A 17,605-nucleotide genomic window follows, 5' to 3' on the forward strand; every position below is an offset into this window, starting at 1 on the left:
GGCCTGTGGAGGGTTGAGCATGAGCATGTGGTGGTGTCTCCAGATGAGGCGCGAAGCTGCCAGCGTGCCGCTCGCCCGGCGGCTGCTCGTCGATGCGATGGACAGCGCCGGGGTGGACAGCGAGGTCTCGTACGAACTGTCGCTCGCGCTCTCCGAGGCGTGTGCGAACGCCGTCGAGCACGGCTGCGGCGAACAGTCCGACGCCTACTGCGTGACCACCTACCTAGACGGCGACCGGTGCCGCATCGAGGTCACCGACTCCGGGCCCGGATTCCACGCCGCCGCCCTGCCGCCCGCTCTGCCCTTGGACGCCGAGACCGGCCGCGGGCTCTTCCTCATCGAATCGCTCGCCGACCACGTACGCGTGGGCAACCGGCCGGGACACGGCGGCACGGTCGTCACCTTCGACAAGACCCTCAAGTGGCAGCACCGCGAAGGCGGTTCGGCGGGCGGCGAAGGAGACACGCCCCGCAGCGGCGGCAGCACGCTGCTCGCGGCAGGCTGAACCGGGCCCCGTAACCGCCCCCGCGTCTGCCAGCCGAACCGGCCCCCTTCACGGAGCGGAGCGCTCAACGTGCCGCGCTACTCGTCCCGGTACCGCAGCAGCAGCATCGCCGCGTCGTCGTGCGGCGGCCCTCCGACGTGGTCGGCCAGGTCCAGCCGTACCGCCGTCAACGCCGCGTCCGGATCGGGTTCCTTGAGCAGCACGCCGCGCTCGTGCAGCGGGTAGAAGCGGTTCGTACGGTCGCGGGCCTCGGACACGCCGTCCGTGTAGAACAGCATCTGGTCGCCCGGTACGAAAGGCACCAGATGCGGTTCCGGCGCCTGGCCGTCCTCGATGTCGAGGCCCAGCGGCACGGCACGTTCCGGCGGTTCCGCGTAGTGCACCGAGCCGTCGGGGCGGATCATCAGCGGCGCGGGATGGCCGAAGTTGAGAAGCGTCGCCTCCTCGTCCCGCTCACGCACCTCCGCCAGCACCGCCGTGACGAACTTCTCGCCGAGCAGATGCCTTGCGAGCGCACGCTCCAGCCGCTTCCCCACGGCCATCAGGTCCGGCTCGTCGTAGGCCGCCTCACGGAAGGCGCCCACCACCACCGCGGCCGTCTCCACGGCCTCAAGTCCCTTGCCCTGTACGTCTCCCACGATGATCCGCACACCCGTCGGCGAGGTCACCATCTCGTAGAGATCGCCGCCGATGCGGGCCTCCGCCACCGCCGACGTGTACGAGACGGCGGCACGCAGATGCCCCGCGCTGCGCGGCACCGGACGCAGCAGGACCCGCTGCGCGGCCTCCGCGATGGAGCGCACGCTGGCCAGTTCGGCCTCGCGCCGCTTGCGCATCGCCGTCGCCGCGACACCGGCGACGGCGACGCCCGCGACGGAGATCAGGGTCGTATAGCCGCGGCGGTCGTCGACCTGGGAGTTGAAGATGCTGAGCATCAACGACAGCGCCAGCGCTACGGCACCGATCACCACGCTGCGCCGCACGTTGCCGATGAGCCCCGCGAAGGCGGGGCCCAGCGCCATCATCGGCAGGAAGCCGATCGACGGTCCCGCGAAAACGTCGACGAGTACGACGATGCCCATGGCGATGAAGGGGAGCGCAGCCAGCAGGCGGGGCCGGAACTGAAGCGTGACCACCCTGAGTTCTCTTCCTCGACCGAAGGACGGATGCCGGACACATGCAAGGTTAGGCACGTAAGCCCGATTCCGTACCCGTTCGGTCACGAACCGGATGCGGAACCCGTCGTGCCGGTCTGCTCTCTCGAAGGCGGTGGCACGCGGCGCTCGAAGTGTACGGGGCCCTGCCGACAGAGGTCGGCGGCAGAAGGCCCCGTCCGTATGTGCTGCCGGGCGGCCGGACCCTCTGTGCTGCCGCCGTCAGCCCCTCGGACTCAGCCCCTCAGGCGCGCCATCCAGCTCTCGACCTCCGAACTGCCGCGCGGCAGCCCGCTGGAGAGGTTCCGGTTGCCGTCGTCGGTGACGAGGATGTCGTCCTCGATGCGCACGCCGATGCCCCGGTACTCCTCCGGCACGGTCAAGTCGTCGGCCTGGAAGTACAGTCCGGGCTCGACGGTCAGGCACATGCCCGGCTCCAGCGTGCCCTCGGCGTAGCTCTCGCGGCGCGCGGTGGCGCAGTCGTGCACGTCCATGCCGAGCATGTGGCCCGTGCCGTGCAGCGTCCAGCGGCGCTGTAGCCCCAGCTCCAGCACGCGCTCGACCGGACCCTCCAGGAGCCCCCACTCGACGAGCCTCGTGGCGAGCACGCGCTGCGCGGCGAGATGGAAGTCGAGGTACTTGGCGCCGGGTTTGACGGCGGCGATGCCGGCCTCCTGCGCCTCGAAGACGGCGTCGTAGATCTTCCGCTGGAGCGTGGTGAAGGTGCCGCTGATCGGCAGGGTGCGGGTGACGTCCGCGGTGTAGAGGGTGTGGGTCTCGACTCCCGCGTCGAGCAGCAGCAGTTCGCCGGAGCGTACGGCGCCGTCGTTGCGTACCCAGTGCAGCGTGGTGGCGTGCGGCCCGGCGGCGCAGATCGAGCCGTAGCCGATGTCGTTGCCCTCGACGCGTGCACGCAGGAAGAACGTGCCCTCGATGTAGCGCTCGGACGTGGCCTCCGCCTTGTCCAGTGCCTTCACCACGTCCTCGAAGCCGCGCACCGTCGAAGCGCACGCCTTCTCCATCTCGCCGATCTCGAACTCGTCCTTGACCAGGCGCATTTCGGAGAGGAAGACCTGGAACTCGCTGTCGCGCTCGGCCGTGACCTTGTCGTTGAGGGCACGCTCCACCGCCGCGTCATAGCCCCTTACGACCCTCACCGGCCCGGTGGCGGCGCTCAGTTCGCCCGTGACGTCGCGGACGTCGGCGCAGGGGATGCCGTAGAGCTGCTGTGCCTCGCTGAGGCTGTGGCGCCGCCCGACCCACAGCTCGCCCTGCCCGTCGAGCCAGAACTCGCCGTTCTCACGGTTCGAACGCGGCAGCAGATAGAGCGTGGACTGGTGGCCGCCGCCCGCGGGGTCGGGCTCCATCACGAGTACGCCGTCCTCGGTCTGGTCGCCGGTGAGATACGCGTACTCGACGGACGCACGGAAGCTGTACTCGGTGTCGTTGGAACGGGTCTTGAGGTTCCCCGCGGGGATCACCAGCCGCTCGCCGGGGAAGCGGGCGGAGAGGCGGGCACGCCGGTCCGCGGTGTGCGCGGCCTGCGGTACGGGCTTGAGTCCGCGCAGCTCGGTGTCGGCCCAGCCGGTCTTCATGTTCTCGGCCAGCTCGTCGGAGACGGCCGGGTAGAGGCCGTTCTTCCGCTGCTTGATCGGCTGCTCGTCAGCGGATTCCGCCACGTCTGCCTCCTGCTTCCGGTGATCCGGCCGTCCGGTGGTCCCGTGGGTGCCGGTGTTCGAACGCTTTCCATCGTATGGGGGCCCTGGGGTGCGCGGAAGCTGGTCATCGGGGGCCTGGCCCGGCAGGGCGGCGGCTGCGGCGTGGGCGGGTGCCGTTCAGCGGCCGATCGGTGGACGGCAGGCGGCCGACCGCCGGGTGATACGCGTAGACGAAGGTCAGAAGCGGGCGGCGAGCAGGACGACGTCCTCGGTGACGGCCCCGGCGGCCCCGGCGGCCGAAGTGTTCCCAGGGTGTCCCGGGTTCCCCGTGCGCCCCTGGTGCCCGGCATGGCCGTACGCCCCCGGCGCACCGGCGGCCGCGGGCGCCGCGCCCTCCCCGGCCGAGCTGCCCGAGGTACCCGAGGTGCCCGAGGAACCGGCAGGCAACGCCGTACGCAGCACATGGTCGACGAGCGCCTCGGGGTCGGCCCGCACGGCGGCGGGCGCGCAAGCCGCCGCGGAGTGCAGACGTGCGAACGCCCGGTCCATCTCCTCGCCGGTGCGGTGCAGCAGCCCGTCGCTGTAGAGCAGCAGCGTCTCCCCTTCGTACAGCGAGAGTTCGACGCTCGGGGCCTCCCAGCAGGCCAGCATGCCCAGCGGCGCGGAGAGCGTCGTCTCCACGTACTCGGTGCGGTGCTCCCCGACGATCAGCGGCGGGCAGTGCCCGGCACCGGCGAGCAGGATGCGGCGCACGGAAGGCTCGGCGTAGGCGAACAGCGCGGTGGCCGAACGCGCGGGCTCGGTCAGGCGCAGCAGCAGTTCCAGATCGGAGAGGACGGCCACGGGGTCCTCGCCCTCCATCACCGCGTATGCGCGCAGTGAGGCACGCAGCCGCCCCATCGCGGCGACCGTGCCGGAGCCGCTGCCGGTGACGCCACCGACGGAGAGCCCGAGCGCGCCTTCCGGCAGGGGCAGCGCGTCGTACCAGTCGCCGCCGCCGCCGGGTCCGGTCAGATGCCGTACGGCCATGGCGACGCCCGGCACCCGCGGCAGCCTGGAGGGCAGCAGGCCCTCGCGCAGGGCGCTCAGTTCGGCGCGCGTACGGGCGAGTTCGAGATGGCGGGAGATCTGCTCGCTGGCGCAGCGCAGATAGAGGCCGAGCAGATGGCGCTGGCGCGCGGTGGGTTCGGCGGGTTCGTCGTAGAGCCAGACGGCGGCGCCGATGCGGGGCGACTCGGCGGTGGCGATGCGGGTGGCGTAGCTGGCGGCGTAGCCGAGGCGGGCGGCGACTTCGCGGTGACGGGGGTCGAGGGTGTCGTCGGTGGCGATGTCGGGGTGGGTGATCTCGGGGTAGCCCCTGTGCTCGCCTCTGCCGGGGGTGAGGTCGCCGTCGTCGCCGAAGGCGTCGGTGAGGGTGCCGGTGCCGGAGACCGTGGCGCAGTCGCGCGGCCGGGTGCCGTCGGTGGGCTCTGGAAGGGAGGGGAGGCCGTCGAGGATGCGTGCGTAGGAGGAGGAACTGCGCGGCACGGTCTCCAGTTCGCCGATGTCGGCGCGGCCGAGCCCGAGTCCGATGGTGCGCTCCGGGCTTTCGCTGTCGACGGGTTCGAGTGCCACGAGGCCGCGCTGGGCTCCGACGAGGGTGGCGCCGGCGCGCAGTGTCTCGCGCAGTGCGTCGTCGAGGGTGGCGGTGCCGGACAGTCGTTCGGCGAGTTCCTGAAGTGTCGTCAGATCGGTCACCCAGCTTGCCAACCGGTCGTGTACGGCGGCGAGCTGTTCCGTGGACGCGTCGGAGGCTGGAGGCGCAGTCTGCGGCGGTGGGGAGATCACGGGTTTGAATCCGGCCACTTTCGACCGTTGCGGGGCGCTCATGGGAGCGTTCTCCCGCTCTGAACCCTCTCTCTGCATTGCATCGCAAACCCCCATGTCACGCTGCTCCGCTGGCAATGCACAAGATGTACACGTAGCGATGACGGGATGTCCAGCATCGGCCTTGCACTACGAATGGTGTCCGTGCGCCGTTGTCGACATCAGGGGGGCGGGCGGGGGTTGCGTGAGGTTGGCGTAAAATCGCCCGCGAGAGACGGCATTTGCTGTCGACTGGACGAGCCCCGCGCATCCGGCCGCTTCCACAATCCCACGGAAGTGCAGGCCGGAGCATCGGCATAGCCATCGCGGGTACGGAACCCGGTGAGGGAGCAGCGCGTCATATAAGGCAAGTGGCCTTCCCTTTCCGGTTCGGCGGACACGCACAGCCAGCACGGCCAGCACAGGCGCAATACCAAGCGTTAACGAGGGCACCAGCACAGGTGGCGGCATGGCACGCGAGTCTTCAGGCGTGCGTCGCCCACCGCCGTGTTCCACGCGCGGCTTACGGAATGACCGCGGTTTTTTTACGCGCAGTAAGTAGTGAGTGACGTGTTGTGATGGGCTGAACGATCTCTGTCGGGACGATCTGTTGGCGTTCACGGAAAGGAACGAGCGCACATGCGCGAGATCCTCGGAAGGCGACGCATGAACCGGTCATCGCTGCGTAACGCGGCGCTGCACTGTGCCACCCGCTGGGAGTGGCCCGTACTTCCCGGAGCGACTCTCACCCCTCCCTCGTCAGCGACCTCGGCGGTCTCCTCTCCCTCGTCCCGTGCCCAGTCCAAACGGCCGCTGTCCGCGGTGTGCTCCTGTCCCGACGCCGACTGTGTCGTACCCGGTGCGCACCCCTTCGACCCCGTCCTTCTCGCGGCCACCACCGACGAGCGCATGATTCGCTGGTGGTGGTCCAACAGGCCCGCCGCGCCGGTGATTCTCGCCACGGGCGGCAGGGCGCCTTCGGCGCTCAGCCTGCCGGCGATCGCGGGCGCCCGTGCGCTCGCCGAGTTCGACCGTCGCGGTGAGCGGCTCGGCCCGGTCGTCGCCACGCCCACTCGCTTCATGCTGCTCGTCGCGCCCTATGGGCTGGCCGAGCTGGGCGAGCGGCTCTACGCCCATGACAGGGTGCCCAGTTCGCTCCGTTTCCACGGCGAGGGCGGCTATATCGCGCTGCCGCCGTCGCATACGGGCGCCGGGCGTGTGCGTTGGGAGCGCGAGCCGGTCGCGGCCGACGGGCGGGACGAGGCGGAGCGCAAGCCGCGCCGTGGCGCCTTCGGCGGATCGCGACGGGGGCGCCGGGGCGGGCTCACCGACGGCGTTCCGTTCCTGCCGCGTATGGAGCGCGTGCTCGACGTGCTCGTCGAGGCGAGCGCCACGGCGCCCGACTCCGGGACGAGCCTTACGTATTGAGGGGCCTTCGCGTATCCGCATACGTATTGCGGTGCCTTACGTGGTGACGGGCCTCGCGTAGCGAGGATTCGCACGTATCGATGCGGGGCGGCGGTCTGCGGGATGCGGGCCGCCGCCTGTGTTATGCGACTTACCGCGTACCGGCGTACCCGCGTAACTGTGCACGGGCTGTGGGCGGTTGGCGCGGGGGGTGTGGATGTGCGTGCCCGACTGGCCGTTGCCGGCGGGGTGTTGGCCGATTCCGTTTCCTCTGCGCGAGGGCGGTCACCCGCTGTGCGCCCGCACCGGCGCCGTGTGCGGTGCGTAGCGGTGCCGCGGAATCCCGTGTTCGAGTCTGTGCCATGTCCGTGCCGTGAGCGGCACCGGGGCGGTGTCGGACGTACCGGGGGTGCCGCCGAGGGGCGCCGTAGGACCACGGGCGGGTGCGCGGGCCGGGCCTGCGCCAGGGTGTCGGCCCGCTGCCGCGTCACGTCCGCAGCAGTTCACCTGCTCCTCAACTTCAATTGCGTACAAGGGAGTTGGAGTAGGGCACGGGTTCCGTACCGGCCCGGCGCATGAAAGAACCCGGTCGCTGGCGACGGGGGATGCACCAGCGACCGGGCTCCTAGAAAGGTAACAAGAGATCTGCCGTTAGCAAATTCGATCGCGCAGATCCGGACGTTGATTTACCTGCCGGTATGCGCATACAGCGACGACGTGTGACTGGAGTCACGTCACACTTTCTCCGTCTGATCGTCGCGGAACGGTCTATTCCATTCAGCTCAGAGTGACTTGGCGGTTCATGAGGCCGCTGCGTGCCCGGCGCTCGTCAGCGGTGAGCGGCGCGTCCGCGGCGAGCGCCTCGGCCAGCCGCTCGCCCAGCTCGGCCGCCGGCTTCTCGCAGTCCTCCGAGGTCATCCCGGTCGGCAGATCCCATACGGGAACCACCAGCCCGTGAGCACGGAACGAGCCGACGAGACGGGTGTCCTCGCCGAGCGACGAGCCGCCCCCGGCGTGCAGCCGCGCGAGCGCGTCGAGCAGCTTCTCCTCCGGGTGCGTCATGACCCAGCGCAGGTGGTTCTTCTCGGGCGTACTGCACCAGTACGCGCCTTCCCCGACCGACAGGCGGGCCGTGGGAATCGCGGCCGAATTGGCACGCTCCAGCGAAGCGGCCACCTCGCCGGTCGCACTGTCGCTCCCGTCCCCCAGCCAGAACTCGAATCCGCTGTGCACCTCCGGCGCGAACGGCGCGTCCGTATCCAGCAGATCCTGAAGCCGCGGGCCGTCGGGCGCGGGCCGTCCCGCGTCCACGGGCCGGCCGGGTTCGGTGGCGAGGGCGCGCTCCAGGGTGTCCGCGAGGTCGCGGCTGATGTCACCCGAAGCGGTGTCGTTCTGAAGTCCCAGCAGCACCTCGCCGTTGTCACGGCGGAGCGCGGGCCACGCCATCGGAAGCACCGTGGCGAGGACCACGGACGGCACGCCTTCCGGCAGGCCGCTCTTGAGCGTCAACTGCGCCGTCGCGGCGGGCACGAGTTCACGCATCGCGATCCAGTCGGGCTCTCCCGGCAGCCCCTCGAAGGGGCGCTGGACGAGTTCCGTAGCGGCGTGCGACGCCGCACGTCCGTGGCACGCCTTGTAGCGGCGACCTGAACCGCAGGGGCAGGGCTCGCGTGCGCCGACCACGGGGATCTCCCCGTCGACGAGTCGCGGTGCTGTGGCCTTGGGCTGGGGGCGGCGCTTCTTGGCCATGGGGTGCGGTTCTCCAGGTCTGCGGTCGGTGAGGGGCCCGCGTCGGGTCCGGTGGGACCGGTCGGCGGCCGGTCTTGCTCGTACTGCGTGTGCTTCTGCTCGTACTGCTTGTCGTGAATCTCTGCTTGTCGTGGGTCTCTGCTTGTCGTGGTCGGTGGCGTCGCCCGGCGGGTGGTCGAGTGTGCCGGGCCGCCGGTGCGTCGGTCGCCGTCGTGCACGGGTCCGGCGCCGTGCGGGGCCGTCGCGTCGCCTCCGCGCGTACGAACGGACCGCGTCGCGGGCCGGACGGCGGGCAGTCGCCTGCCGCGAGACGTACGCGCGCCAACTGCCGCCGCGAGCCTAGCCGCTGAGATACGGCGCGTGAGGGCGTTCCGCGTGTCGCGGCCTCAGTCGCCCGTACGCCTGCGGTCCCGTGGCGCGAGTACGAAAGCATGGCGAAGCCGCCGAGCCTGCGAGGCCGCCCGATCTGCGAGGCGGCCGATCTGTGAAGCCGCCCGAGCCGCGGCACGGCCGGGGGTGCGGCTGTGCGCCGGGGCGCGAACTGACCTGAACCCGCGCCCGGTTGGCGCTCGGCGCCCCGTGCCGCGCGTCCCGAGTCCGCGCGTTCCGAGCCCGCGCGTTCCGAGCCCGCGTCCCGCGCCTTCGCGCTCAGTGCACCTCGTCCGCCGCCGCCAAGTCGAAGGCCAGGCTGTCCGCCAGGTCGTCACCGACGCCGGAGTCGGCCGCCAGCACCACCCACACGGTGACGCCTCTGGTGGGCTCGCTCTCCGGCTGCCGTATTCCGCCGCCTGTGAACTCCGGCAGTTCCGCGCGTACTTGCTCGTGGACCTGTGGCCGTACTTCCTCCCGTACGCCCCAATCACGTGCGAGCGCGCCGATGATGGCGAGCCCGCGTCCGCCCCGGGCGCTGACCGACGGAGTCGCCGGAAGCGGCCGGGTGGGGCCGCCGCCGTCCGTCACCGAGATGGTCAACTCGCCGTGGCCGTCGTGATTCCAGCTCGCGCGTACGGACTCGTCCCGGTTCAGCGGCCTCGCGTGCCGGCAGGCGTTGCTGAGCAGTTCGGAGAGGACGAGGACCGCGTCGTCGACGACGGATTCCGCGGTACCGTTCGCCAGCAGGTCGGCGCGCATCCTGCGCCTTGCGACCCCTACTCCGGCGGGGCCGTGAGGCACGGCCATCGTCGACGAAGCAGGCACGTTCTGTGCCATAACCAACGCCACCCCCGAGACCTCCTTTGCCCCACGCCAATTCGATGAATGCCCCGGGAACGTCTGGCGGAAACCGGCCACGCATGCCTGCTTGACGCATTCCGCGGCATCGAATACAGAGCGAATGCCCCGATGCATCCCAGGTAAGAGGCATGGAAACGGGGGGAATTGGACCGTGTGCGGCACCTGTGTGCGGGTGCCGTGTGTGTCGCACGTAACACGAAGACGACAATTTCGTGTCTCAGCCGAGTTGCCGCACCACTTCCTGTGGCCTGTTTGTGATCACTGCGTCCACGCCCATCCGTACGCACAGTTCGACGTCCTGCGGTTCGTTCACGGTCCATACGTGGACCTCGTTGCCGAACCGGTGCGCCCGCTCCACGTAACCGGGGTGGGCACGCAGGATGCGCAGGCTCGGCCCGGCGATGTGCACCCCCGGAGGCAGGCGCCCGTCGCGGTGGCGCGGCAGCAGCAACTGCATGAGGTAGACGGTCGGGATGTGGGGCGCGGCGGCCCTTATGCGGTGCAGCGAGCGTGCGGAGAAGCTCATGACCCTCACCGAGGGGACCGCGGTCCGGTACTTCTCCAGCAACTCCAGCAGGCGCGCCTCGACTTGACCCGCCCACCGCGAGGGGTGCTTGGTCTCGACTGCGAGCTCTACGGGGCGTGGCGCGTCGGCCACCAGTTGCAGCAGCCGCTCCAGTGTGAGCACGGAGGTGCGGTCGCTGACCTCCTGGTCGGGCGACTCGTAAGGGTCCTCGTCCGGTCCCTCCTTCTTCCACGAGCCGAAGTCCAGCGCGGCCAGGTCCGCGAGTTCGAGAGCGGAGACCGCGCCCCGGCCGTTGGAGGTGCGGTTGACCCTGCGGTCGTGCACACATACGAGATGGCCGTCCGCCGTGAGCCGTACATCGCACTCGAGGGCGTCGGCGCCGGCCTCGATGGCCTTACGGTATGCGGCCAGCGTGTGCTCGGGCGCGGCCTCGGAGGCACCGCGGTGCGCGATGACGGAGACCGGGCGGGAGGGGGAGAGGCGCGACCCGGGGCGGATGTCGTTGCTCACCGGGTTATCGTGCCACCGGGGCGGGGACGGCCGCCGGGCGCCCGTATGCCCGCGGTAAAGGACTTCTTCCCGGGCTCGGGCGGCGTCTTACGTCCGTCTGACGCACCATGGGAAAGGCTGTGCACGGATGCCGGGACGCGTGCGCGCCCGGCTTGCGACGGCGTGTAGCTGATGAGGAGATACCTGTGAGCACCGAGAACGAGGGCGCTGCCGCCACGCCGGCGGCGGGGCCGACTCCCACGCCCCCCGCGGTGCAGGACAGAGCGGCGCACGAAGCTGCTGCCGGCGCCCCCGAGCCCGAAGCCGCCGACCGTCAGGGGCTGAGCATGAGCAAGTCCGAGAGCACTCCGCCTGCACCTTCCGCACCTCCCGCACCGCCCGCATCGTCAGCACCTCAGTCCGGTACGGCCGGGTCTCCCGGAGCCGGGTCGGGTACGGCCGGGCAGTCCGAGCAGACGGCGCCCCTGCCCCCGGTGGCAGGCTACGGCGCACCCGGAAGCGGAAGCGGAAGCGGAGGCGGAAGCGGAGGCGGCGGATGGGGGAGCGGCGCCCCCGGCGCACACGGCAGCCACACCCCGTACGGAGGCGCGGGCGCCGGCGGCACGGGACAGGGCGGCCCCGGCGGCGGCGCCGGCGGGCCCCAGTACCCGTGGGGAGCGCCCCCGGCACCGCCCGGCCCGCCGCCGAGCGGCAAGCGCGTACCCGGCGGGCTGCTCGCCGCGGTCCTCGTAGGGGCACTGGTCGCCGGAGGCATCGGCGGCGGCATCGGCTTCTGGGCCGCGGAACAGGACGACGGCTCGTCCACCACGATCAGCTCCGACTCCGACCCCGGAGCGCTCAACCGCTCCCCCAAGTCCGTCGCCGGTATAGCCGGAAAGACCCTGCCCAGCGTCGTCACGATCGAGACCAAGGGCGGCGGCGAGGAGGGCACCGGCACCGGCTTCGTCTTCGACAAGCAGGGCCACATCCTCACCAACAACCACGTGGTGGCGTCCGCGGCAGACGGAGGCGGCCTCTCCGCCACGTTCTCCGACGGCAAGAAGTACGAGGCCGAGGTCATCGGCAAGGCCCAGGGCTACGACGTCGCCGTCATCAAGCTCAAGAACGCCGACGACCGCAAGCTCTCGCCCCTCGCCCTCGGCAAGTCCAACGAGGTCCAGGTCGGCGACGCCACCATCGCCATCGGCGCCCCCTTCGGCCTCTCCGGCACCGTGACCACGGGCATCGTCAGTGCCAAGAACCGCCCCGTGGCCTCCAGCGACGGCCAGGGCAGCAACGCCTCGTACATGAACGCGCTCCAGACCGACGCGTCCATCAACCCGGGCAACTCCGGCGGCCCGCTGCTGAACGCCCAGGGGGCGGTCATCGGCGTCAACTCCGCGATCCAGTCCGCCGGCGGCGAAGGCGGCCTCGGCCAGGGCCAGTCCGGCAGCATCGGCCTCGGCTTCGCCATCCCGGTCAACCAGGCCAAGCGGGTGGCCACCCAGCTCATCAAGACCGGTACGCCCGTCTACCCGGTGATCGGCGCCACCGTCACCATGGACCAGAAGGGCGGCGGCGCGGTCATCGCGGACCGCGGCGAGAACGGCCAGCCCGCCGTCACCAAGGACGGCCCCGCCGACAAGGCCGGCCTGAAGTCGGGCGACGTCATCACCAAGCTCGACGACACGATGATCGACAGCGGGCCCACACTGATCGGCACCATCTGGACCCACAAGCCGGGCGAGAAGGTCGAGATCACCTACAAGCGCGACGGCAAGGAGTCCACGACGGAGGTGACCCTCGGCTCCCGCAAGGGCGATCAGTGACGGCCCCGCCCATTCGCTAGGCTGACCCCCGCGTTGCCCGGCGCGAGCCGCGCGACGCGGGGAGGTGTGCCCGAGCGGCCGAAGGGAACGGTCTTGAAAACCGTCGTGAGGTGATCCCTCACCGTGGGTTCGAATCCCACCGCCTCCGCCAGGTGGCAGGTAGTGCAGGTCAGAAGGGGTGCGCGTTGAAACGCGCACCCCTTTCGCTGCGTACGGTGTCTCACCTTCGATCGCCCCTGTACCGGGTTCGACCAGTGCGTATGGGCCATGTGTGGGCCAGGATCGGCTGTCGGCAGGGCCGCCGTTCGGTGGTGAAATGGCTGCCGGCTGGCGGTAGTTGGCTACGGCGTGTTGCGCGGGCGGTTAGGAAATGGTGGGTATGTCCAAATCTGCAGAAGTGAGCAGAAGCAGGGGTGCTGCTGAGTAAAGTCGCTGGTCGTGGAGCGTGCTCCCCGCAGGCGCGGGGATGGTCCCGCTCGGCACGGAAGCGGCCCGTAAGGACCTCTGTGCTCCCCGCAGGCGCGGGGATGGTCCCCATAAGGGAGCGTGGGGCGGCGTCAACGGCGTGTGCTCCCCGCAGGCGCGGGGATGGTCCCGGTGCATGCGGGCATGAAAAAGGCCCCGCCGAGTGCTCCCCGCAGGCGCGGGGATGGTCCCTCGGGGACGTCGGACAGAGCACGTAGCGCCATGTGCTCCCCGCAGGCGCGGGGATGGTCCCCCTGACGACATAGAGCACTGCGTTACGGAGAAGTGCTCCCCGCAGGCGCGGGGATGGTCCCTCGTCTGGCTCGACGCCGAGGGCGAGGTGCCGGTGCTCCCCGCAGGCGCGGGGATGGTCCCGACCGTGAGCAGGGGTGACGATGTCACACAGGGTGCTCCCCGCAGGCGCGGGGATGGTCCCCACAACCGATGCGGTCGGCGAGAAGGTATTGGGTGCTCCTCGCAGGCGCGGGGATGGTCCCCCCCAACTACAAGAGCCAGCCGCAGAACATGCTGTGCTCCCCGCAGGCGCGGGGATGGTCCCCCGACGTAGCCGAGGAACTTCTCCTTGACCTTGTGCTCCCTGCGCCTCCGGGGAAGTCAGAAGGGCTACCCGGCCGGGACGGGTAGCCCTTCGTTTGTTCATCTGGAGGTCAGGGGTACCGCCTCAAGCACCGCCATTGAGGCGCTCCTCGATGAGTTCATTGGCACGGGACTGCTCGCCGCGGAGGATCTTCGCGTAGAAGCGGAAGAGCACGGTGATGCTGTGGTAAGCCCGCCTCGCTACCTCCACTGGATCGACGCCGGACTTGATCCAGAGCGAGACGCCTGCGTGGCGGAGGGAGTACGGCACGTCAGCGAGCGGTGAAGCGGCTTCCTCCGGTGTGAGGGCCTTCTCGCGTGCTGTGTCCCAGACTTCGCAGTATTCGGTGGACCTGATTCGTCCGCCTCGTGCGGCCCGGAAGAGTCGTCCGTCGTCGGCGACCCCGTACGCACCCAGATGTTCGCGAAGCATGCCGACGAGTACCGGCGGGATCGGTACCGGACGGGTGGCCCGCCGTGCCCGGCGCTTGAGGCCGCGTTGCTCGAAGGAGGCTCCATCGTCCGTCCAACCCGAGCCGACTTCCGGCTGACTGCCGGCGAGGATGAGCTCGCCCCACCCTTTCTCTGGCAGATGGCAGTCAGACTTTCGCAGCGAAGCGATCTCCGACGGTCGCATTGCTGCGTAGTAGAGGCAGCCGAAGAACGCCGCGAGGTGTCTGCCTCGCTCGCCCTGTTCGCGTACAGCCGTGAGGAGGGCTGCGACCTGAGTCGGGTTGGGCACGTACCGGAAGTCCACCTCGTCTTCCTTGGGCGGCGTCGTCCAGTCGATGCGCGCCATGGGGTTGGAGCTCAACAGGTCTCTCTCGACGGCGTACCGAAGCGCATTGCTGAGGACCATCCGCTTGCGGTTTGCCGTATTCTCCGCTGCCGGCTTCCCATCGAGCCTGACCGAAAGGGCGTCCAGGGCGGCCCTTATCTTCTCGGGGCTCGCGGCTTCCGTGACCTTCAGCGAGTGCTTGCCGACCCAAGCCAGGGCGTCGGCCACTGCGTCCGGCGGCGTCTCCACGTCTGCACGTGTGGCGGGCTTCCCGTCCTGGCCGGGTACGGCTCGGAACGCCCACGCGTATAGGGCCGTTCGCATCACCTTCGGATCGGGCGCACCGCGCGAGGAGGAGACGAAAACCGGGGTGACCACAGCCAGTGCCTCGGCGATGCCGGCTCGGTGCTTGGCCGCGGCCTTGGGCCACTTCATGAGTACGTACGCGGTTGCGTGCTCGTACCAGGTGGGCGTGTTGAGGTTCGCCAGTTCGCTGGCGGGGAGCCCGGTCTCCTCGTCGAACTGTTCACGATTCCTGAGTGCCGTCATGAGTTCGGAACGGCGGCCGTCCGCCTGCGCCTTGAGCTTGAAACTCCGCGAGTGCGGACGCGATCCCACGCGCCAGCGCAGCTCGAACGGCTTGGGGCGGCCCTTGCGGTTACGGATCGACCAGACGTCTACGTCGTAGGTGAGCATGTCTCTCCAAGCCGCGAGGGGCCCGTCATCTGGCGGGCCCCTCGCACGGAATGGGCGTGAATCAGGCGGCTTGTTGTTCGCAGTCGGCCCACCAGGCGTCCAAGTCGCTGCGGCGTACGCGCAGTTGGCCGTTGGGGAGCTTGATGAGCCTGGGGGCCTTGCCGCGGGCGCGCATGCGGTAGAAGGCGGCGCGGGACATGTCGATCTCTTCGAGGACTTCGGTCAACTTGAGGTGTCGCTGGCGGGGCATTCGAGCCTCCTGTTGTTCCGAACCGCGGACTGGTGCGGTACCGGTGTCGCGGAAACCGCACAATCCGCGGAAAGACATGAACTTGCTGCCTGAGCTGCGAAGTTGTGACAGCTGGGCAGTGGTCGCAGAAGCCGCCGGAAGTCCCGCACAAATGCCGAGGCGCGAAGGTGTGTCGCCGGTCGAGCGCGTGGCGGGCGTATTTTGTGCGGTGGTTCCGCGTGGTTCTGCGGAGGACGGCGCTGGCCGTCCGGGGGAGCACGTCGGCGCTGGTCAGCAGCGGGCGGCCACGGTTTCCGCGGATACTGCGGTTTGCGCGGTGGACTCCTGGGAGATGCAGCGGTTCGCGCTCACGCCTGCCCCTCCCTCACCTGCGGATGGATCAGGTACCGCGGTGCCGGCGGGCGGCCCCGTTTCCCGGTCCTCGGCGGGGTGTGGCTGCGCAGGTAGCCGTGTTCCTCCAAGAGCGCCACGGCAGGCTCCAGGTCGGCCACCGTGGGGAACTCCGAGCGGGAGAGCTTGGCGAACAGGTCGCGGCGCGAGACCGTCTCCCAGGCGTTCGCCCGAAGGACCTCCAGCAACGTCTGGGCCCGTGCCTGAGCCGCGTCGGCGCCCATGAGGTCGAAGACCGTCAACGCGTGGTCGGCGAAGTAGTCCGCGATCTCGATAGCAGCCGACATCGTCGACGGCTCTATGGGCTTGCCGTAGCCGTCCTCCAAGTGGGCGGCGACGTGGAGCAGTCCGGCGATACGAGCGGCGGTGCCGACGAGCTTGCCCGCCCACTTGCCGACGTGGCCCAGCTTGCCTCCCCGGGCCCGGAGTTGGGGTTCCACCCGTTCCTCGAAGCCGAGCAGTTCGGTCCCGGCATCCGCCGTGAGCTGGAGGACGTACGGCTCCGCCTGCTCGGCGAGCGACAGCGTCAGGGCGGTGACGTTGCGCTCGTACCGTGCCGCCACCGACTCCGGTACCGGCTCGGGGCCGATCTTGCGGTAGCCGACCAGCGACTCCGGCAGCGCGTAGAGGAAGCGGGCGAGGAGGCCGCGGCCGTCGAAGCCGCGGTTCTTGCCGATGTCCTCCAGCACGGAGGGCTGTACGGCCAGGCCCATGGTCAGCGCGGGGGCTTCCATGAACTCCTCGCGGTTACGGCGGTCGACCTTCAGCCGGTCGCCCGCGTGGCCCTTGAGGAAGACCTCCATGTTCGGAGCTCCGGAGTAGCGGCCCGCGATGATGTCGAAGATGCCGCCCTCCGCCGACATCACCGCCAGCCGTCCGCCCTGCTCGGCCATGAGCGAGGTGACCGTCTCCGGCGTGGAGTCGTCCGCCAGCAGCCGCGGCTTCGGCGGCACCGTCAACTCCTCAGCTTGCTGCGCCAGATCGATGGCTTCGGCGACGAGGCTGTCCCGCTCCGGCCCCTCCGCCGACGACGCGCGGGCGGCGGCCTTGTCGGCAGCCTCCTGAGCCATCTTCCGGGTCAGCTCCGCCTCGACGATGCGCCCGGCGGCCTGGTTCGCCAGCTGCTTCTCCGCCTCGTAGAGCGGCCCGGTCATGGCGGAGAAGACCGCGGACTTGCGGTTCGCCGGCGGCAGTGCGACGACCACGTACAGGTTGGTCGGCTCCAACCAGCGGCCCCGCACCCGGACGACGACGCGACCGCCCGCCGCCGTGGCGAGCACGCTCAGCGCGAGCGCGGCGTCCATGTCCGGCGGCGTCTGCGTCTCCTCCGCCAGCGCCGCGCAGAAGTCCCCCAGCCAGGACGGCAACGCGTGCAGCGGGAAGCGCGGAAGCTGCGGGCGGGCGGTGAGCGGGATCGGTTCCGACCACGCCTCGGGCAGCTTCTCCGCGCCGAGTGCCCACGCTTCGCGTACCTCGTCCGCGGTTGCCTCCGGCGTCGAGGCAGCCTGGACGAGGCGGGTGCCGGCCTGGATCAGGCGGCGGCGTTCGGCGAGTTCGTGGACAATCTCCGCGTAGTACGCGGCGTGCGCCGTCGTCGGTACGGCCTGGACGAGACCGTGCACGTACGCCGGTCCGCCGACCCGGTGCAGGTCGCCGCTCTGCCCGAGGTGGTGGGTGAGGGTGATCGGGTCGACCGGCTTGCCCTGGCCGTGCAGGACGGCGATGGAGCGGTGGACGGTCTCGTGCGCGGGCCGGTAGTAGTCCTCGGCGCTGAGCGTCGCCTGCACGTCGGCGATGACGTCGGCCGCGAGCATCATCGAGCCCAGGACGGCCTGTTCGGTCTCCAGGTCGCACGGCACGCTGCCGCGGTCGGTGGCCGCGCCGTGAAACGGGAGCACGTTGCCCCCGGCGGGAACGTGGGGCTGTCCGCTCATCGTGCGCCCTCCTCGGCGTACGACGAGCCCTGAGCCCGCACATGCCGCCGTACGCCCCGCGTGGGGCGGGGCAGCGGGCAGGACCTGCTTTGAGGCATGC

The 17,605-nt window shown here is 70.3% G+C and carries 12 protein-coding genes, 1 tRNA gene and 1 CRISPR repeat array; of the genes, 4 read left to right on the forward strand and 9 right to left on the reverse strand.

Going from position 1 to position 17,605, the window contains the following annotated elements; all coding sequences use genetic code 11:
- Positions 1-19 precede the first annotated feature (19 nt).
- Entirely contained in the window at positions 20-505 is a 486-nt protein-coding gene (locus tag MMA15_RS14420) for an ATP-binding protein (RefSeq protein WP_241060045.1), read from the forward strand.
- 77 nt (positions 506-582) lie between these two features.
- Here the strand turns inward: MMA15_RS14420 and MMA15_RS14425 are convergent, their stop codons facing one another.
- The 3 genes from MMA15_RS14425 to MMA15_RS14435 all read right to left on the reverse strand — a co-directional run bounded on the left by MMA15_RS14425 (position 583) and on the right by MMA15_RS14435 (position 5,186).
- The gene (locus tag MMA15_RS14425) at positions 583-1,587 is read right to left on the reverse strand and encodes a PP2C family protein-serine/threonine phosphatase (RefSeq protein WP_241063196.1); all 1,005 of its coding nucleotides are present in this window, start codon (positions 1,585-1,587) and stop codon (positions 583-585) included.
- Between the two features lie 308 nt (positions 1,588-1,895).
- Entirely contained in the window at positions 1,896-3,338 is a 1,443-nt protein-coding gene (locus MMA15_RS14430) for an aminopeptidase P family protein (RefSeq protein WP_241060047.1), read from the reverse strand.
- Positions 3,339-3,554: 216 nt separating this feature from the next.
- The gene (locus tag MMA15_RS14435; RefSeq protein WP_241060049.1) at positions 3,555-5,186 is read right to left on the reverse strand and encodes a PP2C family protein-serine/threonine phosphatase; all 1,632 of its coding nucleotides are present in this window, start codon (positions 5,184-5,186) and stop codon (positions 3,555-3,557) included.
- A gap of 615 nt (positions 5,187-5,801) precedes the next feature.
- On the opposite strand from MMA15_RS14435, the gene MMA15_RS14440 reads away from it, so the two are divergent.
- Entirely contained in the window at positions 5,802-6,590 is a 789-nt protein-coding gene (locus MMA15_RS14440; RefSeq protein ID WP_241060050.1) for a bifunctional DNA primase/polymerase, read from the forward strand.
- Between the two features lie 756 nt (positions 6,591-7,346).
- Here MMA15_RS14440 and MMA15_RS14445 read toward each other — a convergent pair.
- The 3 genes from MMA15_RS14445 to MMA15_RS14455 all read right to left on the reverse strand — a co-directional run bounded on the left by MMA15_RS14445 (position 7,347) and on the right by MMA15_RS14455 (position 10,587).
- Positions 7,347-8,318 carry a DUF5926 family protein gene (locus tag MMA15_RS14445; protein WP_241060051.1) on the reverse strand — a complete coding sequence of 324 codons (972 nt, stop codon included), beginning with the start codon at positions 8,316-8,318 and terminating at the stop codon, positions 7,347-7,349.
- Between the two features lie 648 nt (positions 8,319-8,966).
- Positions 8,967-9,527, reverse strand: coding sequence for an ATP-binding protein (locus tag MMA15_RS14450; protein ID WP_277400274.1), 561 nt, complete (start codon positions 9,525-9,527; stop codon positions 8,967-8,969).
- A 241-nt stretch (positions 9,528-9,768) separates the two neighbouring features.
- Positions 9,769-10,587 (reverse strand): glycerophosphodiester phosphodiesterase family protein, encoded by an 819-nt coding sequence (locus MMA15_RS14455; RefSeq protein ID WP_241060055.1) that lies wholly within the window; start codon positions 10,585-10,587, stop codon positions 9,769-9,771.
- 185 nt (positions 10,588-10,772) lie between these two features.
- Between MMA15_RS14455 and MMA15_RS14460 the strand changes: the two genes are divergently transcribed.
- Positions 10,773-12,395, forward strand: coding sequence for a S1C family serine protease (locus MMA15_RS14460; RefSeq protein ID WP_241060057.1), 1,623 nt, complete (start codon positions 10,773-10,775; stop codon positions 12,393-12,395).
- Positions 12,396-12,455: 60 nt separating this feature from the next.
- A tRNA-Ser gene (locus MMA15_RS14465) sits at positions 12,456-12,546 on the forward strand.
- Positions 12,547-12,840: 294 nt separating this feature from the next.
- Positions 12,841-13,419: direct repeats of the CRISPR family, unit length 29 nt; unit sequence GTGCTCCCCGCAGGCGCGGGGATGGTCCC.
- Positions 13,420-13,542: 123 nt separating this feature from the next.
- On the opposite strand, the gene MMA15_RS14470 is transcribed toward MMA15_RS14465, so the two are convergent.
- From MMA15_RS14470 to MMA15_RS14480, 3 genes are all read right to left on the reverse strand, one after another.
- A complete protein-coding gene (locus MMA15_RS14470; RefSeq protein WP_241060059.1) occupies positions 13,543-14,931 on the reverse strand; it encodes a tyrosine-type recombinase/integrase in 1,389 nt (462 codons plus the stop codon).
- A 61-nt stretch (positions 14,932-14,992) separates the two neighbouring features.
- Positions 14,993-15,181 carry a helix-turn-helix transcriptional regulator gene (locus tag MMA15_RS14475; protein WP_241060061.1) on the reverse strand — a complete coding sequence of 63 codons (189 nt, stop codon included), beginning with the start codon at positions 15,179-15,181 and terminating at the stop codon, positions 14,993-14,995.
- A gap of 347 nt (positions 15,182-15,528) precedes the next feature.
- Positions 15,529-17,505, reverse strand: a complete 1,977-nt coding sequence (locus MMA15_RS14480) for a DUF3987 domain-containing protein (protein WP_308290543.1) — start codon at positions 17,503-17,505, stop codon at positions 15,529-15,531.
- Between the last annotated feature and the right edge of the window lie 100 nt (positions 17,506-17,605).

The organism is Streptomyces marispadix (assembly GCF_022524345.1).
Classification (GTDB): domain Bacteria; phylum Actinomycetota; class Actinomycetes; order Streptomycetales; family Streptomycetaceae; genus Streptomyces; species Streptomyces marispadix.

Bases quoted from the DNA above. Each gene is read 5' to 3' on its own strand.
- MMA15_RS14475 (WP_241060061.1), bottom strand. From the start codon at position 15,181: ATGCCCCGCCAGCGACACCTCAAGTTGACCGAAGTCCTCGAAGAGATC.
- MMA15_RS14420 (WP_241060045.1), top strand. From the start codon at position 20: ATGAGCATGTGGTGGTGTCTCCAGATGAGGCGCGAAGCTGCCAGCGTG.
- MMA15_RS14440 (WP_241060050.1), top strand. From the start codon at position 5,802: ATGCGCGAGATCCTCGGAAGGCGACGCATGAACCGGTCATCGCTGCGT.
- MMA15_RS14445 (WP_241060051.1), bottom strand. From the start codon at position 8,318: ATGGCCAAGAAGCGCCGCCCCCAGCCCAAGGCCACAGCACCGCGACTC.
- MMA15_RS14435 (WP_241060049.1), bottom strand. From the start codon at position 5,186: ATGAGCGCCCCGCAACGGTCGAAAGTGGCCGGATTCAAACCCGTGATC.
- MMA15_RS14480 (WP_308290543.1), bottom strand. From the start codon at position 17,505: ATGAGCGGACAGCCCCACGTTCCCGCCGGGGGCAACGTGCTCCCGTTT.
- MMA15_RS14450 (WP_277400274.1), bottom strand. From the start codon at position 9,527: ATGGCACAGAACGTGCCTGCTTCGTCGACGATGGCCGTGCCTCACGGC.
- MMA15_RS14470 (WP_241060059.1), bottom strand. From the start codon at position 14,931: ATGCTCACCTACGACGTAGACGTCTGGTCGATCCGTAACCGCAAGGGC.
- MMA15_RS14425 (WP_241063196.1), bottom strand. From the start codon at position 1,587: ATGGGCATCGTCGTACTCGTCGACGTTTTCGCGGGACCGTCGATCGGC.